A 25,265-nucleotide genomic window follows, 5' to 3' on the forward strand; every position below is an offset into this window, starting at 1 on the left:
CCTGCTCTTTGCCGTTACTCGACGGGGGGTTCCCAGGTGAGGAAGAAGCCGACGTCGCCGGGCATGCCGTCGGGGAAATTGATGATCATCGCCTTGAGCCCGTAGCCTTGCGGCTTGGCGACCTCCTCGAACAGTCCATGCAGTTCCTTCGCCTTTCCCTGTAACGTCTTCTGCCACCCAGGAAGGTTATTGTTGATGGCCCGGCCGCTGTCCGTGCAGAACGTCGATGGAAAGCTGTAGATCAGCGCCTCGTATTTGCCGTCCGCGGCCGCCTTCATCACGAGGCGTTTGATGACAGCGCGTTCCGCTTCTCCGATCTGCTTGCGGAAGAAATCCTCGACGAAGTCAGCATGCTTCTTCGCTTCGCGCGACTTGATCTTTTCGCTGCGCTCGATTTCCAGAAGCTGTAGTTCCAAAGCGCGTTTGCGCAAGTCCTCGGCGCTCGTCATGGATGATGTGGACGCTTCGGGTGATGTCATCGTCGCCTCCTCCAGAATGTTTAGGCGATGATAGAGCGCACGGAGTGACGATGGCAGTAAAATACATGTCCGCGCCGGTAGGATACGGTATCCTACGCTGATACGGGTTATACTGGCCTGCATTGGCTATTGGCGACCATCGACTAAGGTGATCCTTAATTAGCACATTCTTGCAAATCGCATTGCCGTTATGCCGACTCGGGTCTATCGTCGATGGCTAATACTGCAGGTTGATCGCAATCGGAGTCTTGGGGGAGCCGATGCAAAATGCAGGCGCTGACAGGGCAGGCAGCGACATTTCTTCACCCGAAGAGGTGCAGCAGCAACTTGAGCGTATTCTGTCCAGTCCGGAGTTTCGTCTTCCGGAGCGGGCAGGAAGATTCCTTGAATTCGTGGTGACCGAGACGCTTGCCGGCCATCGCGACTACCTGAAGGCATTTACCATCGCACAGGCCGTTTTCGGCCGAGATGCAAGTTTCGATGCTCAGCAGGATCCGTGTGTCCGTATCGAAGCAGGACGACTGCGCAGGGAACTGGAACATTATTACCTGACCGCCGGAGCCAGCGACCGGGTTATCATCACAATTCCCAGAGGCGGCTATGCGCCCATCTTCGAGGTAAGGCGAGGAGCCGAGCCTGCAGAAAGGCTGCAAATGGGACAGTCCGCTGAGCTGCGGCCCTCCCCAGACTATACGCAGCAGGTCCCTCCGGCAGCGGATGGGCGCCGCCGGGACAAGGCGGACCGGCGTGTGTCATGGCCCCGATATTGGCTTGCCGCAGGCGCGGTGGTCGTGTTTGCCGCCGCTGCCGCGGCGCTTCAGCATGTGAGGCTGTTCGATACCGGGAAAGAGATGCCGTCCGGAGCTGTCGGCCGCCCAATCATCGTCGTCGAGCGCTTCGAAAGCGCCTCCGGCAGCGGGGTAGCATCCGACATCTCCCAGGGCATCACCGACGACATCATCGAGAAACTGGTTCCCTTCAACGATATCATCGTCGCCGCCGTTCTGCCGCGCAATCGCGATGGTCAGTTGTCGTCGCAACCGATCTATGCCTTGCAGGGCAGTATCAGGCTGGAAGGCGAAACGCTGCGCTCGACGGCCAGGCTTGTGCGGCGAGGCGATGGGACCGTCATCTGGGCCAATAATTACGACGCCGACATGAAAGTCCAGGGTCTCCTGCAAACGCAGGCAAGTCTTGCCGAGGACATTGCGACGGCAGTTGCGCGCCCGTTCGGCGTGATATTTCAGGCGGACACCGCCAGCATCGCAGGAAACGCAGACGCGTTTTCCTGCATCCTGTCCTACTACAGCTACCGGAGCGAAATGACCCCGCAGGCGCAGGAAACGGCAAAATCATGCCTGAAGCATGCTGCCGAAAAGATGCCCGATGATTCCAATATCGCGGCTTTTCTTTCGCTCACCTATCTCGACGAATTCCGCTTTCCATATCAGCTGGACACGAAACCGACCGCTGCCACGCTGGCAACTGCCAAGGAGCTAGCCGAACGAGCCGTGCGGCTCGATCCGAAGAATGCCCGAGCTCTGCAGGCGTTGATGCTTGCCAATTTTTTCGGCAATGACCCGACCGAGGCCCTCCGAGCCGGTGAAGCGGCCTACGCCAGCAATTCGAACGACACGGAAGTTGCCGGCGAATACGGCCTGCGCCTGGCAATGTCGGGGAATTGGGAAAGGGGCTGCGAGCTGATTTCGCAGGCGGTCAGCAAGAATGCGGGACCGCAAGGGTATTATGAAGTTGGGATGGCGCTTTGTGCCTTCATGCGGGGCGATACCCAGGCTGCCGAATTATGGTCCCGCATGTCGGACCTCAACTACAATCCGATGCATCGCCTCGTCCTGCTTTCGATCCTCGGCACCCTCGGAAAATCGGCGGAGGCAAAGGAGCAAATCGACTGGATCGAGGCCCGATCGCCCGCCTTGATCCTTAATGTCCGGCGTGAGGTCGTCCGGCGGCTGGCAAGGATCGAGGACCAGGAACGTTTTTTTGCCGGATTGGAGGCTGCCGGCCTGCCCGTTCCAAACGACCGGCCGGCGAATTGACGGCGGTGTGCGACCGGCTGTCCTCGCCATCGGCCAAACGAAGCGCAGGGTGCTGTTACCTGTAACATACAGGATCATACATGCCTGCGGCTTCGTCTTTGGCCCAATCTCTTCCATGCAGGACCGGGTCGATCCGGCAGCATGCGTCAGGGTGGGGAGCAGTGTGAACATAAGCAACATGCGCGGCAGTCAGGCCGCTTTTCGGCAGACGCTGCGACGGCTTCTGATCTGCGTTGCAATGATGTGCCTGTCAGGCTGCGGTGGGCATCCGAAAGGCGTGCTGACCCCGGTCGCAGAGACTGCTCCTCGCGCCGATCGCGTCGACATGCTGGTCGCCACGACGCGCAGCCGCTCGCCTGTTCCCGGAGAGATGTTCAGCGGCGAGCGCGCCCGCCAGCCCACCTTTGCCGATATCACCGTATCGATTCCGCCTGGCCGCAAAGCCGGTGAAGTCGCCTGGCCGAAGAAGTTGCCGTCCAACCCCAAGACCGATTTTGCGACGCTCAAGGCAACGGAGTTGGATGTCGACGCCGCAAAGGCCTGGCTCAGCGCCAGCGTGCGTAAAAGCCCCGACAGGAGCGTTTTCGTCTTCATCCACGGCTACAACACGCGCTTCGAGGACTCCGTCTACCGTTTTGCCCAGATCGTTCATGATTCCGGCGTGCACAGCGCGCCGGTGCTGGTGACGTGGCCCTCGCGCGGCCGGCTGCTCGCCTATGGTTATGATCGGGAGAGTACCAATTACACCCGCAATGCGCTGGAGAAGCTGTTTCAGTATCTCTACCATGATCCGGAGATCAAGGAAGTCTCGATCCTTGCCCATTCGATGGGCAATTGGCTTGCCATGGAAGGCCTGCGGCAGATGGCGATCCGCAATGGCCGCCTGCCAGCGAAATTCAAGAATGTCATGCTCGCGGCTCCCGACGTCGATGTCGACGTGTTCCGCCAGCAGATCGCCGACATGGGAAAGCAGCATCCCCAATTCACCCTCTTCGTATCGCGTGATGATAAGGCGCTCGCCGTCTCCCGAAGGGTCTGGGGCGATGTCGCCCGTCTCGGCTCAATCGATCCGGAACAGGCGCCTTACAAGCAGGAGCTCGAGGAATACGACATCAATGTCATCGACCTGACGAAGGTGAAGACCAGCGACCGGCTCAACCACGCCAAATTCGCAGCCTCGCCCGCGATCGTCCAGCTGATCGGCGCCCGGATTTCGGAAGGACAGACGCTGACCGACAGCCGCGTCGGCCTCGGCGAGAGAATTCTTGCGGCGACGACTGAAACGGCGGCCGCCGCGGGCAGTGCTGCGGGCCTGGTACTGGCGGCGCCTGCCGCCGTCGTCGATCAGGACACACGCGACGCCTATGCCGCCGATGTCAGCGCGGTTGCCGGGCCCGGCGGCAAGTCGAAACCGGCATGTGGCAATGCGTTCAGGACGGAATGCCGGCCATAGGGCGCCGTATTCGATACTCGGGATTGGGAGGGATCATGCCGATAGTATCACCAAGGAATGGTCTTCGCACGCTGCTCCTGGCGGTGATGGCATCCCTCGCCGCCGCACTGACGGCCATTCCCGCGATGTCGCAGACGCCGCCGGCCGGACTGCCGGCCGAACGGATCGAGCAGTTCATAACCCTGTCCACCGATCCTGCGGTGCAGGAATGGCTGAAGCAGCAGGCGGCGGCAAAAGCGGCTGCCGAAACAGGCGAGGCGAAGCCAAGCGATCCCTCTTTCGCCGAATTCGCCACACGCTTCCGCCGGCATTCTTCGGATCTGATGGAGGCTGCAACCTCGTTTCCATCGCAGCTGATGGCTGCTGCGGCCGTGCTCGAGCGTGATATCCAGGCGAACGGCGGCACCCGGCCGGTAGTGCTCTTGATCGCCTTCATGGCGGCAGGTTTTGCCGCCCAATGGTTTTTCCGGCGGATCAGCGGCGGCTGGCGCGCCTGGATGGAGCGGGCGCCCTTTTCGACCGTCCGGGAGCGGCTTGTCCTTCTCGGCGCCAAGCTTCTCTGGGAAGCATGCCATGTGCTGGCTTTCGCGCTCGGCAGCATCGGCTTTTTCCTTGTCTTCGACTGGCCGCCGCTCGTGCGCGAAATCGTCGTCGGCTACCTCTTCGCATTCGTCGCCTTCCGGCTCGCGGCCGCGCTTCTGCGCGCTTGGCTCGCGCCCCCCGCCGCCGTACAGCCAGCATTTCGCGTGGTCCCCGTCAGCGATCCGGCCGCGACTTACTGGGCGCGCCGCCTCGCCTATCTCTGCGGCTGGTTCGCTTTCGGCTGGGTGACGGTGCGGCTGCTTGCAACGCTCGGCCTTCCCCCCGCCTCGCGGCTGCTCGTCGCCTACATGCTGGGTGTCGTACTGTTGGTGATCGCCATCGAAAGCCTGTGGCGCCGACCCGTGGAAGAGCTGGCCGAGAGCCAAACGCCCCGCATCGGCCACACGATCCGCAGCTGGCTATGGACCGCCTATTTCATCGGTCTCTGGGCTCTCTGGGTGGTCGGTGCGATGAGACTCTTTTGGATCGTCGCGGTATGTGCTGCCGTGCCGGCCATCCTTGCGCTCACTCGCGTCTCCATCGCCAATATTCTGTCGGCTCCTACCGGCGAGGAAAAGGCCGAGCAGGCGAGCGTCACCTCAGTGCTGGTGGAGCGCGGCGTACGGGCAGCCGTCATTGTCGGGGCCATCCTCCTGCTTGCCAAGGCTCTCGATGTCGAGTTGACCCGCATGACGATGCAGGACACCCCGATGCTGCGGATCGTCATGGGCATGCTGAGCGCCGGTATCATCCTTCTCGTCATCGATCTCGCCTGGAGCCTCGTGCGCGTTGTCATCGACCGCAAGCTTCGCGAGACCGATACGACCCAAGAGGCAGGCACCGACAGGGCACGCCGCCGGGCGCGAATCCGTACGCTGCTGCCGATCTTGCGCAACGTGCTGATGATCCTCTTCGCCGCCATTGCGGTGATGATGGCGCTGTCTTCGCTCGGCGTCGAGATCGGGCCGCTGATCGCCGGCGCCGGCGTCGTCGGCGTTGCGATCGGCTTCGGCGCCCAGACCGTCGTCAAGGATATTATCAGCGGTGTGTTTTATCTACTCGACGACGCCTTCCGCGTCGGCGAATACATTCAGAGCGGCAATTACAAGGGAAGCGTTGAATCCTTCAGCCTCCGGTCGGTGAAACTCAGGCATCACCGTGGCGCCGTCTACATCGTGCCTTTCAGCGAACTCGGCGCGATTCAAAACATGAGCCGCGATTGGGTGATCGAGAAGATGACGATCACCGTCGCCTATGATGCCGATGTCGAAAAGGCCCGCAAGATCATCAAGAAGATCGGCCAGGAACTGTTCGACGACCCCGAATTCAAGCCCGTTACGATCGAGCCCTTGAAGATGCAGGGCATCGACAGCCTCGGCGACTCCGGATTGCTGCTGCGCATGAAGTTCATGACGCTTCCCGGAGAGCAGTTCACACTGAAGCGCCGGGCGCTGCGGATGATCTATCAGGCCTTCAATGAAAACGGCATCCGCCTTGCCGTGCCGACCGTCCAGGTCGCCGGCGACAAGGCTGCCGATACGGTCGCAGCGGCGCAGCAGGCCCTGACGGCGCACAAACAGGCCTTGGCAGCAGGCGCCGGCTGACATGATCCATGCGGCCTGGCGGCCTGACCATTACGGCGTTCAGGAAAGGAGATTCCGATGGAAGACTATCACTCCGCTCTCACAAACCACGTGCCCGGCTTCATCACGGGACCGGGCCAGACGGACTATTTGTTCGTCGGCGTCATCGTATTTCTGATCGTGATGATTCTTGTGGTCGGCAACCTCTACTTCCAGCTTCACGCCGTTCCCGAACGCATCGCCCATCACACGAACAAAGTGCAGATGGAGATCGTCGCGGTTCTGGCGCTGATCTCGCTCTTCACCCACAATCATCTCTACTGGATCCTGGGTCTGCTCCTGGCCTTCATTCGGTTTCCAGATTTTGCGACGCCGCTCTATTCGATCGCCCGGTCGCTCGCCAGGCTTGCTGGTCGGAATCCGGCCGAACTCGAGGACGAGGCGCCGGTAGCCGCCGATCATCCGGAACCGGTTCGAGCGCCGGCGCCGGAACCAGTGGCAGAGGCACCCGTCGCCCGGGCGCCCGCCAAGACGCTGCACGAAGAGGGGATCTGATCATGCTCGAATTGCTGCTTTGCTCAATGCTGACGATCTTCCCGGACTATCTCTACAGGCGCTATGTCCAGGGCAAGCGCATCGGCCAGGAGATCACCCTTTACAGCATGTGGTACGAACTACGCTGGGGCATTTCCGCCTGCCTGATCCTGACCGTTTCGTTGATCACCATGATCTTCTATTTCCATCCCTCAACAAAAACGGTCACGGCGGTGTTCCGCACCGTCACGATCCTGCCGGAGGCCTCCGGCCGGGTCGATGAAGTCTTTGTCGGCGTCAACGAAAAGGTCGCCGCCGGCGCGCCTCTCTTCCGGCTCGACGATTCACAGCAGAAGGCGGCCCTTGAGACCGCCCGCCGGAAGATTGCCGAGACCGAGGCGGAAGCGAGGGTCTCACAGACCGAGCTTGCGAGCATGGATGGCCAGATTCAGGAGGCCGAAGGCGCCTTGCGAGTAGCCGAGGACGAGTTGGAGATGAAGACGCAGCTTCTGAAAAACGATGCCGTCGCCCGCCGGGAGGTCGTCCGCCTCACCAATACGGTCCAAGGCCGCAAAGGCTCCCTGAGCGCTGCGCTCGCCAAGAAAGAGACGCTGGAAACCAAGCTCAGCGTTCTCCTTCCGGCGCAGAAGGCGAGCGCGGAGGCCGCCCAAGCCGAAGCGCAGGTGGAACTCGACAAGACAATCGTCAAGGCGGGGGTATCGGGCACCGTCCAGCAATTCACACTGCGCCCAGGCGATGTGCTGAACACCATGCTGCGTCCTGCCGGCATCCTGGTGCCGAGCGAAGCGGGCCGCGGCACGCTCATCGCCGGTTTCGGGCAGATCGAGGCGCAGGTGATGAAACCCGGAATGGTCGCGGAGGCTGTCTGTGTCGGCAAGCCGTTCACCATCATCCCGCTCGTCGTGACCGACGTGCAGGACGTGATCGCGGCCGGCCAGTTGCGCCCCACCGACCAGCTGGTCGATGTTCAGCAGATGGCAAAACCCGGCACTCTGACGGTGTTCCTGCAGCCGCTCTTCGACGGCGGCCTCGCTGATGTCCCGCCGGGCAGCAGCTGCATTGCCAATGCCTATACCAACAACCACGACGCGCTCGCCGATCCCAATATCAGCACGCCGCGCTGGATGTTCCTGCATGTCGTCGACACGGTGGGTGTCGTGCATGCGATGATCCTGCGTATACAGGCGATGTTGCTGCCGGTTCAGACCCTGGTATTCGCCGGACATTGAGTTCGAAGTCAGCTTCTCCAGTGTCCCGCCCTCGCTCGGGACTCTGAAACATGACTTGGCGGATATCAGGCGGTTGAGATTTCATGGAGGGCGAACCCGCGAACGCCCTTCATGGGCTCGACCGTTTCAATGAGGGTCAGGTTTTACGATCTTTAATCAACCCAGCACAACAGAGACCTTGGCTCCCGCCGCAGGAACCCGTCATGCCGGATCATCTCGCCCGCATTGCCCCCGAAGAGATCGCCATCGAACTGGCGATCGCTGCCGCCGATACCCAACAGACGCTGAACGAGAAGCGGCGCGCCTTTGCCAAGGCCAACCATCCTGATGGTTTCGCAGCGCCTTTCCGCGACGATGCCAACAGGCGCATGATGATCGCCAATCTGCTGATCGACGAGGCGATGCGCCGCCTGCCGCGTAGCTGAAGCTATCTCGAGCGCGGGTAAACACTCCGACGCCACGGAGGAGCCGCCATCCGGCTTGGTCCGCGCACGCTATATGTGCTGTTTTCCAGCGATTCAACCGCCCACCAAGGTACTCAGTTCGATTCTTTCGCGTTGGGGTAGCAAATAAGCCTCCCGCTTTTTAGTATCTGACATAGCGTATTTCGGGACCCCCTAACCCATGCCTACGTCCTTTTCAGTAAGGCACAGCGCTAACTGGCGAAATTGAATGCGATACAACATGTTGTAGCATCGGGCGGTTTAATGTTTTCAGGAGATCGCCCACATGTCGTCTACGGAAGATCCGAAGCAGCCGCGCAACACTGCGCGCAGACATTTTCTAGGACTGGTTGCGGCCGCCGGCGCTCGTCTCGCCGGCGCGGCGGCCATGGCCACGGCAATTTCAATCTCTCCGGCCAAAGCGATGGGTCGGCGCTGGGGGCGGGGCGGCTCCGGTGGACACGGAGGTTCCGGCGGAAGAGGTGGCCATGGCGGCAGCGGCGCAAATTGCTTCCTGCGGGGAACGGCGATCCTCACCGATTGCGGTGAGAAGCCCGTCGAGGATCTCAGCATCGGCGATCGCGTTGCCCTTCCGGACGGCAGCACCCGTGCGGTAAAGTGGGTCGGCCGCCAAAGCTTCAAGAAGAGCGGCGCACGCTGGCAGAAAGACGTGGTGCCGATCCGGGTTTGCAGCCACGCGCTGGACGGGCACACACCCCACTCGGATCTCTACCTGTCGCCTGGCCATGGGCTGTACCTGAACGGCATTCTGATCCAGGTGAAGGAGCTGGTGAACGGCACGACGATCGCACCGGTCGCTCCCGCGCCCGACGCCTCGATCGACTATTATGCCGTCATGCTCGATGCGCACGAGGTTATCCTAGCCGAAGGTGCTGCGGCCGAGTCCTTCCATCTGAAGAACAGCAATCACGAGAACTTCTGCAACTTTGCAGAGTACCAGCGTCTCTATGGCGGTGAACGCAGCATGATGACACCCTTTGCGCCGTTGCTCGGAGGTGGCTGGTCACATTTGAAAGCGCTTCTCCTGCTCGGCGTTTCGCCGTTGGTACCGACAACCGATCCATTCGGCGATGCCTGCGAAAAGATCGACGCGCAGGCCAGGGAATTGTCGCTCTGACGGGACGGGAATGCGCATAGATCAGGCTCGCTGCACGCGAAGCCGTGCGCCGGTTTTGCGATAATATCGAACAAAGATGTCAAGCGCGGCACGCATCGGAAAGAGCGCGGCGCGCTTCGATTGATCGGCTGCGACGGAGCCGATGATGCTCGCCGATCTCTTGATCGGCGAATCGCCCGCTACTATTCCGCCTGACCGTCTTTCGAAGGCTTTTCGGCTGATGTCTCATCGGCCTCGTCCTCTCCCCCGGCGTCGGGCTGCGCAACCGGCTCGGCCGACCGCGGCTGCGGCTTGAAGGTCCAGAACAGCATATAGAAGGCATAGGCGCCGGCTGCAGCGGAGATTACCGCCCATAAGGGATCGCCGCCGATGATCTCGATCGCCGCCCAGCCGAAGCAGACGGCAACGATGCCGACACGCACCCAGAGGCGCTGGTATGCCGGATGGTTCGGATCGATGAGCTGCATGTCTGTCCCCGCGGTCGCATTTTGTCGCACTGTCCTTTAGTTTGAATCTTGCAAATGTGAAAGAGTCGCGGGCTTGACGAGACGCGCAGATGATGGAATGAAAATTCCAGATTTTTGGCAATTCGGTTTGTTTGTTCCGAATTCAAGGGAGATTGAAATGACTGTAAGATTTGGTCTGCTCGGCGCCGGCCGTATCGGCAAGGTTCACGCCAAGGCCGTCAGCGGCGATGCCAATGCGACGCTGGTCGCCGTCGCCGACGCCTTTCCGCAGGCGGCGGAAGCCATCGCTTCGGCCTATGGCTGCGAAGTCCGCACCATCGAGGCAATCGAAGCCGCCAAAGACATCGACGCCGTCGTTGTCTGCACGCCGACGGACACCCATGCGGACCTGATCGAGCGCTTCGCCCGCGCCGGCAAGGCGATCTTCTGCGAAAAGCCGATCGATCTCGATGTCGCCCGCGTCAAGGCCTGCATCAATGTGGTGGAAGAGACCGGCGCCAAGCTGATGGTCGGCTTCAACCGCCGCTTCGACCCGCATTTCATGGCGGTGCGCAAGGTGATCGACGACGGAAAGATCGGCGACGTTGAAATGGTGACGATCACCTCGCGCGACCCCGGCGCCCCGCCGGTCGATTATATCAAGCGTTCGGGGGGCATCTTCCGCGACATGACGATCCACGATTTCGACATGGCCCGCTTCCTGCTCGGCGAAGAGCCGGTCTCGGTGCTGGCGACCGCCGCCGTGCTGGTCGACAAGGCGATCGGCGAAGCCGGCGATTATGACAGCGTCTCGGTCATCCTGCAGACCGCTTCAGGCAAGCAGGCCGTCATCTCCAACTCCCGTCGCGCCACCTATGGCTACGACCAGCGCATCGAAGTGCACGGTTCCAAGGGCATGGCGGCAGCCGAAAACCAGCGCCCGATCTCGATCGAAGTGGCGAACGGCGACGGCTATACCCGCCCGCCGCTGCATGATTTCTTCATGACCCGCTACACCGAAGCCTACGCGAACGAGATCGCCGCCTTCATCGCCGCGATCGAAAAGGGTTCGAAGATCACCCCCTCCGGCGCCGATGGTCTGACAGCGCTGGCGCTCGCCGACGCCGCGGTCCAGTCGGTCAAGGAAGGCAAGCTGATCAAGATCGGCTGACGGTCCTCTCCCGACCGGAAGTCGTGCATGAGATGGCCGGGCTCTGCCCGGCCGTTTTGCGTTTGATGGCACTCGCAGGTGCGTGAACCAAGACCCTTCCCCGCCGAGCCACGGTTGCTAAAATTCGTGTCTGTGGCTGCCCCTCATCCGCCTGCCGGCAGCTTCTCCCCGCAGGCGGGGCGAAGGGACATACCGCGCCCTCTTTCTCCATCTCGACGTTGCGTTTGGCACGTCCTCTCGGGGAGAGGGTTAGGGTGAGGGGCAGCCATTAACGCCGAGGCGCCGGCAGGATCTATCCCTAATCCGTCCCCTGCCCCCCCGACAGCACGATGTCCTGGTCGATCACCGAGAGCGCCCGGTTGAGGTGGCCTTCGAAGACGAGGATGGGTTCGTCGGGGACGACGCGGATTTCGGGCATGCCTTCCATGCGCACGACATGCGACTGGCCGAGGCCCTCTTCGATGCCCTGCCGCAGCAGGTCGTAATAGCGGGTGCCGGGGCCGGTGATGGCGATCGGCATGCGTTCGGTCAGGCTGAGCATGCGCGACAGACCGTTGCCGAGCGCGAGCCCCGCCTGGCGAAAGGCGAAGGCGGAGGTACGGTGGCCCTGGCGGGCGCGGACGGCGATCTTGTCGAGTTCGGCGACCGGCACGAATTTGGCCGGGATCGTATCGAGCGGCACTTCGAAGGCGGTGCGCAGGATGGCGTAGAAGCCGGCATAGGCTTCGATGCAGCCGCGAGTGCCGCAACGGCAGAGGCCGCCACCCGCCATATGCAGCATGTGGCCGAAATTGGGGGCGGATATCTCCTGGCCGGCCTGGCCGCCGCGCCGGACGATTCCGAGCCCGATGCTGTGGCCGAGCGAAAGTGCGGCGAGCGAACGGAAATCAGCGCCCTTGGCGATCTCCTCACGGGCGCCGAGCGCGGCGGCGACGAGCAGCGTCTCGTTATCGAGAATGACCTTCGCCTGCCAGTCGGGCCGCAGCGCCGATTCGAAATCGATCTGGTCGCTGCCGAAGATCGGCGACCACAGAAGCACCGGCTCGGTGGAATGGACCAGCCCCTTGGAACTGATCGAGATCAGCAGCACTCTTTCCTGCGAAATCCGGGAACGATCGAGAATGCGCAAGAGCCCGGCCTGCACCCCGGCGACGAACCGGGCGGCACCGGACGGATCACGCGAGCGCTCCTCGCTGAAACGGTCGATCAGCTTGCCTGCATAATCCACAAGCGAATATTGCACGGCATCCGAGGAGATGATGACGACGATCAGATAGCCGCAATCGCGCCGCTGGCGCAAAAGCACACGCGGCCGGCCGCGGCCGCTTGCCGCCTGCTGCTCGGATTTTTCGATGATCTGGGCGCGTTCCAGATCGGCTGTTATCGCCGAAATGGTGGCCGAGGAAAGGCCGGTGAAATCGGATATTTCGGTATGGGCGAGCGCACCGTGGCGCCGCAGCACGGACAGCACGAGCACGCTGTTTCTCTGCCGGACCAGCTCCGTGCTCGACTTGGTCAGCATGGATGCCGCCCTCTCCTCCTGCTTTCGTCAGAGCATGATGTTACCCGAAAAACCGTTCACGGTTTTCGGCATCATGCCTTCATCGCCCTCACCTTCCACTGCATCTGCGGCCGCTCTTGCGCAAGCGAATTAAGCCGGCGATGCAGAGTTGACAGTTGAAAAAATCTCTGACAGTTAATTTCTCGACTGTCGAGAAAAAAATCTCGACAGCTTTCGCGGTGGCCGGAGGAAGCATGGGCTGGGCCGGTCGCAACTCACTCGGGAGGACAATTTATGAAGTCTATTTTGAAACTGATGGCAGGTGCTGCCATTCTCGTTTCCGTGCATACCGCCGCCATGGCTGCTGATCTCGTCGTCGGCGTTTCCTGGTCGAATTTCCAGGAGGAGCGCTGGAAGACCGACGAAGCCGCCATCAAGAAGGCTCTGGAAGCCAAGGGCGCCAAGTATATTTCCGCTGACGCGCAGTCTTCTGCCGCCAAGCAGCTGACCGACGTCGAATCGCTGATCTCGCAGGGCGCCAATGCGCTGATCATCCTCGCGCAGGACTCCGACGCCATCGGCCCGGCCATCGAAAAGGCCGCTGCCGAAGGCATTCCGGTCGTCGGCTACGACCGCCTGATCGAAAACCCGGCTGCCTTCTATATCACCTTCGACAACAAGGAAGTCGGCCGCCTGCAGGCCGAGGGCGTCTTCAAGGCCAAGCCGGAAGGCAACTACGTCTTCATCAAGGGCTCTTCTTCCGACCCGAATGCCGACTTCCTGTTCTCGGGCCAGCAGGAAGTGCTGAAGGCTGCGATCGACGCCGGCAAGATCAAGAATGTCGGCGAAGCCTATACCGACGGCTGGCTGCCGGAGAATGCTCAGCGCAACATGGAGCAGTTCCTGACCGCCAACAACAACAAGGTTGACGCCGTCGTCGCCTCCAACGACGGCACGGCCGGCGGCGCGATCGCAGCGCTCGACGCCCAGGGCCTCGCCGGCTCCGTTCCGGTCTCCGGCCAGGACGGCGACAAGGCGGCGCTGAACCGCATCGCGCTCGGCACGCAGACGGTTTCCGTCTGGAAGGACAGCCGCGAACTCGGCAAGCGCGCCGCTGAAATCGCTCTCGACCTCGCCGGCGGCAAGGACATGAGCAAGATCGACGGCGCTCAGGCCTTCAAGGGGGGACCGAAGGGCGTGGAAATGCAGTCGGTCTTCCTGAAGCCGCTTGCGATCACCAAGGACAATCTGAACGTCGTCATCGACGCCGGCTGGATCTCCAAGGCTGAAGCCTGCCAGGGCGTCAAGGCCGGCACGGTTGCCGCCTGCAAGTAAGCCAGCTTTGAACTAGAATGACCGGCGCCGCAGCGGACACCGCTGCGGCGCCGGATGCGGACGGGAATTCCAAGACGAAGTTTTCTCCGCCTCGCCACACCATCGCAGACTTGCATTCCCTGCCGGAAGAGCGTCGCGACGCCACGCGACCGGCTTCCGGAAGCATCGCGGTGGTCAGTTGAAGACAGACGAATGACGCCTTTGGCCAAGCTCCAGCACGCAGGCGCCCGTCTAAACAAGAATGGGGGAACGGCAAACCCATGGCCGACATGCTAAAATCAACGACTTCAAGCGGGCCGCGAACGGCGGAAGCCAATCCGGTGACCCGCTTCTTCCGCGCGACCGAGATCGACACCCGCCTGCTCGGCATGATCGGCGCGCTCGTCATCATCTGGATCGGTTTCCACATCATCACCGGCGGCCTGTTCCTGACCCCGCGCAATCTCTGGAACCTCTCGGTCCAGACGACCGACATCGCGATCATGACGACCGGCATGGTGCTGATCATCGTCACCCGCAATATCGACCTTTCGGTCGGCTCCGTGCTCGGCCTCTGCGGCATGATCATGGGTGTCACGCAGGCGAAGATCCTGCCGGAATATATCGGCTTCGACAGCCCCTTCACCTGGGTGATCACGCTGCTGATCGGCATCATCGCCGGCGGCCTGATCGGCACCTTTCAGGGCATGATCATCGCCTTCCTCAACGTTCCCTCCTTCATCGTCACCCTCGGCGGCCTGCTCGTCTGGCGCGGCGCGACCTGGCTCGTCACCAGCGGCCAGACGGTTGCCCCCATGGACCAGACCTTCCGCATCATGGGCGGGGGCGCGGAGGGCTCGATCGGCGCCACCTGGAGCTGGGTGGTCGGCATCGCCGCCTGCCTCTTCGTCATCGCCAGCATCATCGGCTCGCGCCATCAGCGCCGCCGCTTCGGCTTTCCGCGCCGGCCGATCTGGGCGGAATATTTCCTGGCGACCTTGAGCTGCGTGCTGATCCTCGGCGCCGTCTCGATCGCCAACAGCTATTACTGGCCTGTCAACATCGCCAAGAAATATGCCGAGACCAACAATATCCCCTGGCCGGAAACCGGCCTCGACATTCCCTACGGCATCGCCGTGCCGGTGCTGATCGCCATCGTCGTCGGCATCATCATGACCTTCATCGCCACCCGCCTGCGCTTCGGCCGCTATGTCTTCGCGATCGGCGGCAACCCCGAGGCGGCCGAACTCGCCGGCATCAAGACGCGCTGGGTGACGGTGCGCATCTTCGCGCTGATGGGTGTTCTCGCAGCCATTGCGGCGGCGATTTCCACCGCCCGCCTCAACGCCGCGACGAACTCGCAGGGCACACTCGACGAGCTCTACACCATCGCCGCCGCCGTGATCGGCGGGACGTCGCTGGCTGGAGGCACCGGCACCATCGCCGGCGCCATGCTCGGCGCGCTCGTCATGCAGTCTCTGCAATCGGGCATGGTGCTGGCGCATGTCGACACGCCGCTGCAGAGCGTCGTCGTCGGCACCGTCCTTGTCGTGGCGGTCTGGCTCGACACCGTCTACCGCGCCCGTGCCAAGTGAGAGGAGCCCCAGATATGACTGATCAACGCACTCCCCTCGTGGAACTGAAAAACATCTCGATCTCCTTCGGCGGCATCCACGCCGTCGACAACGCCTCGGTCGATCTCTACCCCGGCGAAGTGGTGGCCCTGCTCGGCCATAACGGCGCCGGCAAATCGACGCTGATCAAGATCCTCTCCGGCGCCTACAAGCGCGATGGCGGCGAGATCCTGATCAATGGCGAGCCGGCCGAGATCCGCAACCCGCGCGATGCTAAGAAATACGGCATCGAGACGATCTACCAGACGCTTGCCGTGGCCGACAATGTCGACGCCGCCGCCAACCTCTATCTCGGCCGCGAGCTGAAGACCCGCTGGGGCACGCTCGACGACGTGGCGATGGAAGCCTCGGCCCGCCAGGTAATGGGGCGGTTGAACCCCAACTTCAAGCGCTTCAAGGAGCCGGTGAAGGCGCTTTCGGGCGGCCAGCGGCAATCGGTGGCGATCGCCCGCGCCATTCTCTTCAACGCCCGAATCCTGATCATGGACGAGCCGACGGCGGCCCTCGGCCCGCAGGAGACGGCGCAGGTGGGCGAGTTGATCAAGCAGCTGAAGAAGGAAGGGATCGGCATCTTCCTCATCAGCCACGACATCCACGACGTCTTCGACCTCGCCGACCGCGTCTCGGTGATGAAGAATGGCCAGGTGGTGGGCCACGCCCGCACCGAGGACGTGACCAAGGACGAGGTGCTGGGCATGATCATCCTCGGCAAGGTGCCCCCAAAAGCCATCCCCGGCCCCGGCGCCATGCAGATCTGACGCCACCTGCGCCCTGCCCCGGACAACCAAGCTCCGCCGCCCGCAAAGCCGGCGGAGTTTTTTATGTGGCATTTCGCAGGCTGACGGATAAAAACGCCCGTCAAATCGCAAGCATCGGTATTTCCGAGAATTTCGCGATTGAAGCCGGCCGCAAGCTAGGCTAAGAACCACGCATCGGACAGGCGATTCAAACCGCCTCAGGCATGCACCCGTAGCTCAGCTGGATAGAGTGTTGGATTCCGATTCCAAAGGTCACAGGTTCGAATCCTGTCGGGTGCGTATCCAACCTACTGAAATCATTGAATTTTATTTTTATTCTTGATCTCTAAAGAACTGGAAATACGCTAGCACAGCGTTAGCACAGTTCCCATCAGCTCGAAAAAAGCTCTTTATTTTCAATGGTAGCTATTCGCCGGACCGGAGCGCGTTAGCACAACTTTAGCGCAACCGCGCTACCATAGTAACACCATTGGAGACCATGTTCCCTTGTTGCAGCGCTTTAAGCAGCCGAATCAGCCCTTTGTTCTCTTCCAGCGTGACGGCACGAATTGGTCGATGCGCTACACGATGGGCGGTCGACAAATCCGAAAATCACTCGGCACTACGGATGAAGTCGAGGCCAATCGCCTCGCCAATGAGATTTGGCACGAGCAGAATTACCGCCTGAAGCATGGCCTTAGCATTATTGAACACGCTTTCTGCGAAGTGGCCGAGGAATTCATCAAAAAGATCGAGACGGAAGCAGAGCGCAAAGAGCGAACCCAGGATCACGTGACATACTGGGTCCCGAAGGTCAGGCGCTTTCTCATCGGCTATTTCGGCGAAGTGCCGATCGACAAGATCACCCCGCCGGACATCGAGCGCTATCTGGAGTGGCGCAAGACCTATTGGACCTCGGGACCCGGCAGTCAGATCGAGAAGATCCGCGTCGAACGCGAAGATGGCCGCATCTTCAGCCGCCCAGCTCCGCGCAAAGCCGCGTCGCTCAGCACCATCAAGGGCGAGATGGCCATCATTCGCAGCCTGTTTCACCAAGCCGTGCGCTGGGGTTATTGCCAGCAGATCGTCATTCCCAATCCGGTCGTGCGCAAACGCACCGACAATCGCCGTCCCGGCTTCACGCCGGAAGAATACGAAAAGCTGTTCAACACGGCGCTCGCCCGCATCTCTGAACTTCAGCCGCAGATCAAGGCCAAGGATGGCCGCGAATGGACAATGAAGGTCACGCCCAAGAACATCAAAGCGGATCGCATCCGGCTCTACTGCTATATCGAGATCATGGCGCATTCCGGTATGAGGCCTACGGAAGCCAAGAACCTGACATGGGCGAACATTATTGGCTTCCGTAAATGCAAGGATAAACCGATCGGTCAACAAGATGTCCGGCTTCAGGTCCGTGGCAAGGGCAAACACGGCACCTCCGTTCCCCTGCTCGATGTAATCCCTGCCCTGTTGATGTTGTGGAATATGTTTGAGACGGAAGTCGGCCGCGAGCCTGAAGATGACGAGCCTGTATTTGCTGATGCCAAAGGCAAGCAAATTCTGTCCTTCAAGAGAAGCTTCAACGAGCTTTTGAAAGCGGCAGATCTCGAATACGACTATCGCGGAGTGCATCGCACGCCCTATTCGCTGCGCCACTATTACATCTCGAAAATGCTCATCAACGGCGCATCGGTCTACGACGTGGCGCTGAACACCCGCACGTCATTGCAGATGATCGAACAGCATTACGCGCATGTCGCCACGGAGCATATTAAGGACCGGCTGCGACCGGGGCAGACCGAATGGTGAAGAAGGACTGAAATGCGATAGAAGCGGATAAGCTTTACTACGCTCCCAATTCCAGCTTCTTCGCATGCTCGATGACGGCACCGAGCTTGAAGCTCACCGACCTACCCATCAAAAAACTGTCCGTATACCGGTCAAGTAATGCCTGCGTGGGCTTGATGGAGCGTTTGATGATCTTGCGAAATCTGCTGAGGTCATAATCCTTGATCTCTATGCCCATTCCCTTTGCCTGGGAAAGCAGATCCTCAATGCGCTTTTTCGCTCCCTTCCCCATACATGAACGCCGGACATACTTAGCGAACGTCGTGAACAACACCTCCTCACAATGCATGAGGTTGAGTTTCTGCATGAGAACCGATCGGAAGGCACTAATCAGTTCCTGCTTCTCGAAGACGTGCCGGTAAAAAGGCATAATCACATCGGCGACGAAACCCGCCTCGACCGCGATCTGCGGCGCGGCCAGGATGTAAAATGGGGTCTGGCTAGTGATCTGCACTTCCCGCACGGCACTGAAGCTGAAGCAGGCAAGGGAGACGACGCAAAGGTTGTTCTTCGTCTCGACATTTATTTGTCGGCACTTCTCCACGAGCTTTGCCCATGCCACATTCTCTTTCGTCGCCGCGATATGGAGGCCGTCTTCCGCGTTTCCATGCGTGTCGATATGGATGATGGGCAGCATCCCTCCGGCCGCCTCATCACGGATGTAGTCGAGGTAATCGAGGAGGTCTTTCTCGCTGGTTGCTTCATGAACCTCAAAGCGGACCTGCTTTCCCTTCAGAAATGGTTCGAGGTCTTCAACGATTCTCCGCGTAATGCCCTGCTGATGCGCGTATAGCGACGTGATCCAGACAACGGTATTCACCTTCACTTGTGAATCGAATTTATCGGTCTTTTTCATTGATGATCCGCACTTGAATATTCAGGACAGGCTTCCCAAATCTTGTACGTCGGCGGACGCGCCGATACAACGAACCTGTTTGCTATGCTGAATGTGTCTCTTCGCTAATCTGATCCCACGCTAAAATCTGAAAACGCTCCTACGTCTCAATTGAACCTATCGTATCCTACGCTATCAACTGATCTTACGCTGAAAACGAACCTGCTCATCTACGCCAAAACGAATCTCTGACTTACGCGCTCAATCGAACCTGCTGTTAAAACGAATCTACGCACCTACGAACAAACGATCCTAGAGGTTCTGCCCGGTCGGCCGGCTGGAAGTTCCTCTCCGAAATGCCTAACTGACTTCGAGAAGTTCTAACCTCAATTCCCAAAAGGTTCTGAGGGCGCCTGATGAGCCGGAGACGCTGATATGCGTGTAAGGCTGGAAATCGAAGGTCAGGTGGAGCTGCGGACGATCTATTGGATTGTCGCCTTCATAGTGACCTACTTCATGTAAGATACGACTGAGACGAAGGGGCGGGTGCAAACCGGCCTCTTCTTTTTTTCCTGGGGTTCAAACGCCCGAGGAACGGTGCAAGGCCCTGCAAGACCAGAGGTCTGGCGAGTCCGCTAAGGGCCGAAAGCTACCCAAAAGGCCGTTCGCTAAACTGTTGGCCGATATCTCACTCGGCAGCGATCCTGAACGTATCAAACGTCTGCCAGAGTTTGCCATCGCCGATCCAGTAGGCCCGCACGCCGTTGGCGACGACAAGCACGACGGCATTGTCGATGCTATCGAAGGCGATCTCGGCAACAATCTCGCGAATAGCGGCATGGGCCTCGGCGCGAGTACTAAGTCGGATTGCGTCATCGTCTGTCGCCTGCCAGATCCTGCGTAGCTTCGCGATTCTGCTGTCCGCTGCTTCGATATCGCTGGCCCGCATCGCCAGCCGCTGACGTTTCTGCCGGTGATGACGAAGCTCGACCTCAACGGTCTGTCGTTCGATTTGTCGGGTTTTCAACAGTTGAACGATGCTGTCGATTTCTCCGTTGCTGCCTTCGATCAGCTCGGCAAGCCGGCGCTCTCTTCGGTGCAGATCGTCCAGTTGCAGCGTGACAGCCGCAATCGTCTTGTCCATATCCGAGATTTCCGCATCGGACCGCGCCGATTGCAGCGCATCGGCCAGATCGAGTTCGCGGACATGATCGAGGATGACGGCCTCAATCGGCTCATAGCGGAAATTCTTGCGTCCCTCACCGCACTGGTGACCCCGCATATGGTTTGCACAGACGAGATAGCGGGCCATGCCCTGCTTGACTTGGCTGACCTTCATCGTCATCGGCCCACCGCAATGAGCGCAGTGGCAAAGCCCGGTGAAGAGGTTGGCGAATGTCTTGCCCTTGCGCCCGGGCTTTCCGACTAGATCGCGTATCGCCTGCACCCGCAGAAACAAATCCTTGTCGATAGCCGCAGGGAAATAACCTTCTATCGGATCACCATCCGGCACACGCTTGCCGTCAACGATCCTGTGCGGCTGAAATGTGCCTATGACATCGGCACGTTTGAGCACGAGCTTAATGATGCTCTGATACCAGCCGTTCTCGGTGCCGAACGTCGAAACGCCGGTCGCATTGAGATGCCGAGCAATCGCCGTCGATCCGAGACCGCGCGCCGCCATCTCGTAGATCGTCCGCACCGTCTGCGTATGATGGTTGAGCGTGAACTCGTATTTGTTGCCGTCGATCCGCTTGGCATCGATCCAAGCAGGTGTCAGTCCAGTGATATGGCCCTCCCCAGCTCTGGCTTTCTCCCGCTTTCTGCGATTTGCCGCGCCGATGCGCTCACTCTTGGTCTGACTTTCCTCATGGCCGCGCGACATCACCGCAAGCCCGATGATGAGCTTGGTCCAATCGCCGTTGAGGATTTCCCGGCTGTAGACTTGCTGGCCATCGCGACCGAGCGTGGCGATAGTGATACCGGCATTGATGATCGCCATGAATAGCGTCAGTGCATCCGGCACGGCCTCTCGTGAGAGGCGGTCGAGGCTTTCGATCAGCAGATAGCTACCCTTGGGGATTTCTCCATTTTCGACCATAGCAAGAAAACGCCCAAGCGCACCATGCTTGAAGTTCTTCCCCTTCCACGCCGACATCCCCAAGTCCTGCAAGCTGTCGTCCAGAAGCAGAGAGTGTTCGTCCGCATAGGCCGCGACCGTTCAAGCTGCCGGCGCAGGCTGTCGCCGCGAAGCTGCCGTTGGCTGCTCATTCGAACGTATGAATATGCCCGAAATGGATAGGTCCTGCCCTTGTCGTCGGAGCTGTCGGTCATTGTCGCCTCCTGCGCTTGGTCGCTAGCATGGGCGGGAAACGCGGGCGAGCGCGAGGCAATCGGTGCAAACGGCTATATCAGTGTAATGTTGTGGCTAGCGGAGGCGAACCGGGGGCGCCATAAGGAAAGCCGCCATTGGACGCGTCGGCATGATTGAACACCGTCATCTCCCAGGCACCATCGGGGCCTTTGGCGTAATAGATATCCAAATGAACTGGAGCGCCGAGCTTGTCATAAGCGATGAGCGAACTCTTGTTCGTATAGACGCTGTCGGCCTGGTTCTGTGCCGGTGTCTGCCCGATCAGGAAGGGTTTGAATATGCTGGTTGATGATGAAAGATCGTAGGACAGGCTCAAGCCACCGCTTTGATTAGCGACGGTCGGGTCGTTACTTGGGAGCGAGGTCATCCCGGTCAGATCAACATCGAAGCTATTGCCTGTCGAAATCGGCACAGTCAACGAGGCCGGGCCAAGCAGCGCCCCAGTCGAGGGGTCAAAAGTGAGCGTCTGCGTGGTCAATGCCGGCGTCGAATAGGGAAAGCCTCCCGCTGTGGATGCTGCACTGCTGTAGTAGCTGACCTCCCATGTGTTGGGGCCGGTCTTGGCGTAGTAAACGTCGAGCGAGGTCGGCGGACCAAAATCGACAAAGCCTGTCCACGTCTGCTTGGCAACGTAGACGCTGGAAGGTTCGTTTGAAGACGGCGGCAGTTCGCCGCCTGCCGTATCGATCTCGGGAGCATCCGACGGCAGGTTCGTGTGCGCTCCCATATTGTTGGCGCTCGGCCCTGTCGCTTGTGTCATGCCGGAAAGATCGATCGTGAAAGGATCGTCGAGCGCCGAGATCGTCAGCATGGGATTGCCGCCAACGATGGCTCCCGTCGCGGGATCGAAGGTCAAGGTCGTCGTCGCCATTGGCGCAGGATCGGATACGTCATAGGGAAGGCCCGATGACACCGCGCCATGCCGGCCAAAGGCCGTCACCTCCCATTTGTTGTCGCCAATCTTGGTCATGTAGACATCGGCGTAAAAATCCTCGGTAACATCGGACGAAGATACCGTGAACTTGCGGTCATAGGATGCCGGCAGCTTGTTGTCCGATGGCGCATGCATCATGTCATTCGCAGCTTCAGCCGCATTGGCCGGCAGATTGACCTTGAACACACCCGAGGTCGAAGGATGGACAGACAAGCTGCTTTCATTGAGATTGATCGGCACGAGACCGGAAAAGCCGTTGACCACGACCGCCGGCGCCCCGCCGTCGAACGTATATCCCATCAACGCGTAACCAGCCGAATTGACCAGATTGCCGAACGCATCTTTCGTGAAATCACCGGCACGCGTCAGAACCGGAACGCCGGAAGCATCCTGCACGACGAAGAAGCCTGCCCCGCTGATGGAAAGATCGGTATCGGAAGTCGTAAAGTTGATATCGCCCTGCTCGGAAATGGCGCGGCGAATGCTCGTCTGTACGCCACCTGAATTGTAGTTGCCAGAAGCCGACGGGAGCACCAGGGATGAAAAGCTGGTGGAGGCGCGCTTGTAGCCGGTCGTATTGGCATTGGCGATATTGTCGGCCACGGTGGAAAGCCGGTTGGCTTGGGCGTTCATGCCGGACACGCTCGTCTTCATGCTACCGAACAAACTCATAGAAATATATCCTTGATATGAATGAATATGGTGGAACGCTATGGGCCGAGGCTTGCGTGAGGCTGAAATTAAAATAACGCGAAATAGAAATTCTCGAATAATCCGTCGGTGCAATCGGACAAATCATTACTAAGCTTTAGCTTGCAGGGAGAATTACTTAATATCTCATCTCCGCTCAAATTCACCATCCCAGGCGGAGAAGAAATGACGCTTGACATTGCAGGTACGACGCAGCTTGCCGTTGGATTTTCGACGGTTACCGCACACGTCAACGGCAATGGCGCGAGCGCGATCACAGGTTACGATATCTCGGACGATGGTGTTGTCTCTCTGCGCTATGCAGATGGCACGTTTCAGCCGAAATACCGCATCCCCTTGGCCGATGTCGCGAGCCCCGACAACCTGACGATGATCAACGGCAATGCGTTTTCGGCCAACGGTGCATCCGGTGTCACCGTCATGGGGTTTGCTAACTCGGGCAGTTTTGGTTCGGTCAAGTCGGGATCGCTGGAAGCATCGAATGTCGATCTGGCATCCGAACTCACGGAGATGATCGAAAGCCAGCGCAGCTACACGGCAAACTCCAAGGTCTTCCAGACAGGGGCCGATTTGCTCGACGTGCTCGTGAACTTGAAGCGATGATCGCGCGTCAACTCTCCGCTCGCCCTTTTGGCAGACGGCTGTATCCCGGACTTACGATCAACGGTTTCGGGAAAGGATTAGGGAGTGTCTCATCTGAAGGGTTTGAAGCTGGCTCAGGCGGTTCCGGTTCGCGCGAGCGCCGATCCAGTCGCACGGTCGCGGGAGAAGATGATCGCGGCGCTGGCCGAGCAGAAGCAGATGGCCGAGGCGAAAATCGCCCGCCAGGCATTCACCCCTACGCACATTGTTCGCCGCAAGAACGCCGAGGGCCAGCGTGTCGATGTCGAAACAGCCAAGCGCGTGCGGCAGGGCTGGTTCACCGATGCGGCGGGCAAGGTGTTCTTCGCGCTGCGTTACGCCGGAAAGTCCATCGACTTCGCCAAGGACAAGAACGCTATCGAGATTGGGGAGCTTGCGGCGCTGCCGGCGATCATCGACACGCTGATTGAAGCTGTCCGCGCCGGCGAGCTTGATGTGCAACTGACCGCCGCTGCTGCTGAACGCGGTAAGATGCTGCGCAAGGCGCAGTAAGCCTCGCAATATTTTCGAAATGTGCATCGAACCCCATGAGATGGAAACCATCTCATGGGGGGCGTTTCTGCCTGCGGGTCCAATGGAGCGTCAACGATAAGCGTTCGGCGCTGGCCGCAGCGCAAGTGCATTTGGGCCCTTCGCTGCGTTCCTTGACGTGTCTGTGCGTCTGGACGACAGCGCCGGCAGCTTGCCGGTGCTGTTTTCATTTTCTTCATCACTGCCGGATAGAGAAGCCAAGCCAGTGATTTTGTTCCGCGTTCACCGCGCCACCTCTCCGCTCGCCCTTTTCGCCACATGGCGTTTTGCTGCCGCTGTACAACAGCGGAGACAGCATGCAGCCGGATCGGGACAGCGACAACACCCAAAATCCTCTTTCAGCCGCCGCCATGGACCTGGCGTTCCTGTTCATGAACGACCTGCATGTCGGCGGCCGATCGATCTATCGGATCAACACCAGCAAGCGCCCATTCTGGGTGCGCTACGAGGCTGATGGCCGCAGGCAGGAGCGCAGGTTTCGTTCGGCGCTGTCATGGCGCGCACTGATGCTGTTCGCGCTGGAAGACTGCCGGGAATTCAAGGTTCTGGAAATGGACGAACCGGGGCGGCTGGCGCGGATGTTTCCCGAAGACATCATACAGAAGCTGGACGACAGCGCCGAAGTACGCCGCGATGTCGTACCGGTAGTGAAGCTGATCGATCCGAATGGGCCGGGGAAAGTCATCATTACCCGCAGCCGGTGCCGAGGTCATGCCGTCGATACCCTCCATAATCTCAACGACGGCAAGCCGGTGTTCCAGCCGGTGTGGATTTCCGATCTGCTGCGGCTCGATGCGAAGATCGGCTTGCGGCTGGTGCGGGACGAAAGCTTTGCCCCGACGCTGCCCATCAGTTCCTATCTTGAGGCAGCTGCGCTGACCGGCCGGATAGCCGATGAGCGAGAACTTAACATTCTGCCGCTCACCGGCAACGTACCGCGGCTGCGATTGCCGGAGCCGGCGCCGACCGTGCTGCGCATCTTCGACTGGCAATGCCGCCAACAGCCCGAGCTTGAGCAGCTTCGCGGCCGGACGATCTACGAGGACTATGGCCTGTAAATTCTTT

General features: G+C 60.0%; 21 protein-coding genes, 1 tRNA gene and 2 pseudogenes. 16 read left to right on the forward strand and 8 right to left on the reverse strand.

The genetic code is table 11. The features are described from left to right. Nucleotides 1-14: 14 nt before the first annotated feature. Nucleotides 15-479, reverse strand: coding sequence for a hypothetical protein (locus NXC14_RS16450; protein WP_085779046.1), 465 nt, complete (start codon nucleotides 477-479; stop codon nucleotides 15-17). 260 nt (nucleotides 480-739) lie between these two features. Between NXC14_RS16450 and NXC14_RS16455 the strand changes: the two genes are divergently transcribed. The 7 genes and pseudogenes from NXC14_RS16455 to NXC14_RS16485 all read left to right on the forward strand — a co-directional run bounded on the left by NXC14_RS16455 (nucleotide 740) and on the right by NXC14_RS16485 (nucleotide 9,519). Further along, a complete protein-coding gene (locus NXC14_RS16455) occupies nucleotides 740-2,536 on the forward strand; it encodes a hypothetical protein (RefSeq protein WP_085779047.1) in 1,797 nt (598 codons plus the stop codon). Between the two features lie 178 nt (nucleotides 2,537-2,714). Further along, nucleotides 2,715-3,989 carry an alpha/beta hydrolase gene (locus NXC14_RS16460; protein WP_085779048.1) on the forward strand — a complete coding sequence of 425 codons (1,275 nt, stop codon included), beginning with the start codon at nucleotides 2,715-2,717 and terminating at the stop codon, nucleotides 3,987-3,989. Between the two features lie 35 nt (nucleotides 3,990-4,024). Further along, a complete protein-coding gene (locus NXC14_RS16465; protein ID WP_085779049.1) occupies nucleotides 4,025-6,175 on the forward strand; it encodes a mechanosensitive ion channel family protein in 2,151 nt (716 codons plus the stop codon). A gap of 57 nt (nucleotides 6,176-6,232) precedes the next feature. Continuing rightward, on the forward strand, nucleotides 6,233-6,709 hold the full coding sequence (locus tag NXC14_RS16470) for a hypothetical protein (protein WP_085779050.1): 477 nt from the start codon (nucleotides 6,233-6,235) through the stop codon (nucleotides 6,707-6,709). A gap of 2 nt (nucleotides 6,710-6,711) precedes the next feature. Continuing rightward, nucleotides 6,712-7,938: a biotin/lipoyl-binding protein gene (locus NXC14_RS16475; RefSeq protein ID WP_085779051.1), complete on the forward strand. Its 1,227-nt coding sequence runs from the start codon at nucleotides 6,712-6,714 to the stop codon at nucleotides 7,936-7,938. A 185-nt stretch (nucleotides 7,939-8,123) separates the two neighbouring features. Further along, a pseudogene (locus NXC14_RS16480) lies at nucleotides 8,124-8,363 on the forward strand (hypothetical protein); the annotation flags it as partial. 304 nt (nucleotides 8,364-8,667) lie between these two features. Then, nucleotides 8,668-9,519: a Hint domain-containing protein gene (locus NXC14_RS16485; protein ID WP_085779052.1), complete on the forward strand. Its 852-nt coding sequence runs from the start codon at nucleotides 8,668-8,670 to the stop codon at nucleotides 9,517-9,519. Nucleotides 9,520-9,701: 182 nt separating this feature from the next. Here NXC14_RS16485 and NXC14_RS16490 read toward each other — a convergent pair whose 3' ends face one another. Next, nucleotides 9,702-9,986 (reverse strand): hypothetical protein, encoded by a 285-nt coding sequence (locus NXC14_RS16490; protein WP_085779053.1) that lies wholly within the window; start codon nucleotides 9,984-9,986, stop codon nucleotides 9,702-9,704. Nucleotides 9,987-10,143: 157 nt separating this feature from the next. Between NXC14_RS16490 and iolG the strand changes: the two genes are divergently transcribed. After that, entirely contained in the window at nucleotides 10,144-11,136 is a 993-nt protein-coding gene (gene iolG / locus NXC14_RS16495; protein ID WP_085779054.1) for an inositol 2-dehydrogenase, read from the forward strand. A 298-nt stretch (nucleotides 11,137-11,434) separates the two neighbouring features. Here the strand turns inward: iolG and NXC14_RS16500 are convergent, their stop codons facing one another. Then, on the reverse strand, nucleotides 11,435-12,658 hold the full coding sequence (locus tag NXC14_RS16500; protein WP_085779055.1) for an ROK family protein: 1,224 nt from the start codon (nucleotides 12,656-12,658) through the stop codon (nucleotides 11,435-11,437). 273 nt (nucleotides 12,659-12,931) lie between these two features. On the opposite strand from NXC14_RS16500, the gene xylF reads away from it, so the two are divergent. The 4 genes from xylF (at nucleotide 12,932) to NXC14_RS16520 (ending at nucleotide 16,622) form a co-directional block, all read left to right on the forward strand. Next, a complete protein-coding gene (gene xylF, locus NXC14_RS16505; protein WP_003581351.1) occupies nucleotides 12,932-13,972 on the forward strand; it encodes a D-xylose ABC transporter substrate-binding protein in 1,041 nt (346 codons plus the stop codon). 260 nt (nucleotides 13,973-14,232) lie between these two features. Next, nucleotides 14,233-15,546 (forward strand): sugar ABC transporter permease, encoded by a 1,314-nt coding sequence (locus NXC14_RS16510; RefSeq protein WP_085779056.1) that lies wholly within the window; start codon nucleotides 14,233-14,235, stop codon nucleotides 15,544-15,546. A 14-nt stretch (nucleotides 15,547-15,560) separates the two neighbouring features. Next, on the forward strand, nucleotides 15,561-16,343 hold the full coding sequence (locus NXC14_RS16515) for an ATP-binding cassette domain-containing protein (RefSeq protein WP_085779057.1): 783 nt from the start codon (nucleotides 15,561-15,563) through the stop codon (nucleotides 16,341-16,343). A 205-nt stretch (nucleotides 16,344-16,548) separates the two neighbouring features. Further along, nucleotides 16,549-16,622: transfer RNA gene (locus tag NXC14_RS16520), tRNA-Arg, on the forward strand. A gap of 312 nt (nucleotides 16,623-16,934) precedes the next feature. Here NXC14_RS16520 and NXC14_RS33040 read toward each other — a convergent pair. Beyond that, on the reverse strand, nucleotides 16,935-17,114 hold the full coding sequence (locus NXC14_RS33040; RefSeq protein ID WP_198175459.1) for a hypothetical protein: 180 nt from the start codon (nucleotides 17,112-17,114) through the stop codon (nucleotides 16,935-16,937). A 54-nt stretch (nucleotides 17,115-17,168) separates the two neighbouring features. On the opposite strand from NXC14_RS33040, the gene NXC14_RS16525 reads away from it, so the two are divergent. Beyond that, the gene (locus tag NXC14_RS16525; protein ID WP_198175460.1) at nucleotides 17,169-18,134 is read left to right on the forward strand and encodes a tyrosine-type recombinase/integrase; all 966 of its coding nucleotides are present in this window, start codon (nucleotides 17,169-17,171) and stop codon (nucleotides 18,132-18,134) included. A 37-nt stretch (nucleotides 18,135-18,171) separates the two neighbouring features. Here NXC14_RS16525 and NXC14_RS16530 read toward each other — a convergent pair whose 3' ends face one another. The 4 genes and pseudogenes from NXC14_RS16530 to NXC14_RS33410 all read right to left on the reverse strand — a co-directional run. Next, the gene (locus tag NXC14_RS16530; RefSeq protein WP_085779059.1) at nucleotides 18,172-19,029 is read right to left on the reverse strand and encodes a hypothetical protein; all 858 of its coding nucleotides are present in this window, start codon (nucleotides 19,027-19,029) and stop codon (nucleotides 18,172-18,174) included. 667 nt (nucleotides 19,030-19,696) lie between these two features. Next, on the reverse strand, nucleotides 19,697-21,166 hold the full coding sequence (locus tag NXC14_RS16535; RefSeq protein WP_157131418.1) for a recombinase family protein: 1,470 nt from the start codon (nucleotides 21,164-21,166) through the stop codon (nucleotides 19,697-19,699). 253 nt (nucleotides 21,167-21,419) lie between these two features. Next, entirely contained in the window at nucleotides 21,420-22,142 is a 723-nt protein-coding gene (locus NXC14_RS33405; protein ID WP_348630258.1) for a flagellar basal body FlgE domain-containing protein, read from the reverse strand. Further along, nucleotides 22,134-22,988, reverse strand: a pseudogene (locus NXC14_RS33410) (flagellar hook-basal body complex protein); the annotation flags it as partial. The pseudogene NXC14_RS33410 and the gene NXC14_RS33405, both read right to left, overlap by 9 nt. Before the next feature lie 108 nt (nucleotides 22,989-23,096). Here NXC14_RS33410 and NXC14_RS16545 point away from each other — a divergent pair. The 3 genes from NXC14_RS16545 to NXC14_RS16555 all read left to right on the forward strand — a co-directional run bounded on the left by NXC14_RS16545 (nucleotide 23,097) and on the right by NXC14_RS16555 (nucleotide 25,258). After that, nucleotides 23,097-23,630: a flagellar hook-basal body complex protein gene (locus NXC14_RS16545; protein WP_085779062.1), complete on the forward strand. Its 534-nt coding sequence runs from the start codon at nucleotides 23,097-23,099 to the stop codon at nucleotides 23,628-23,630. A 168-nt stretch (nucleotides 23,631-23,798) separates the two neighbouring features. Then, nucleotides 23,799-24,161, forward strand: coding sequence for a hypothetical protein (locus NXC14_RS16550; protein ID WP_245362100.1), 363 nt, complete (start codon nucleotides 23,799-23,801; stop codon nucleotides 24,159-24,161). Nucleotides 24,162-24,466: 305 nt separating this feature from the next. Then, nucleotides 24,467-25,258 carry a DUF2958 domain-containing protein gene (locus NXC14_RS16555; protein ID WP_157131420.1) on the forward strand — a complete coding sequence of 264 codons (792 nt, stop codon included), beginning with the start codon at nucleotides 24,467-24,469 and terminating at the stop codon, nucleotides 25,256-25,258. Nucleotides 25,259-25,265 lie beyond the last annotated feature (7 nt).

Source organism: Rhizobium sp. NXC14, from assembly GCF_002117485.1.
GTDB lineage: Bacteria > Pseudomonadota > Alphaproteobacteria > Rhizobiales > Rhizobiaceae > Rhizobium.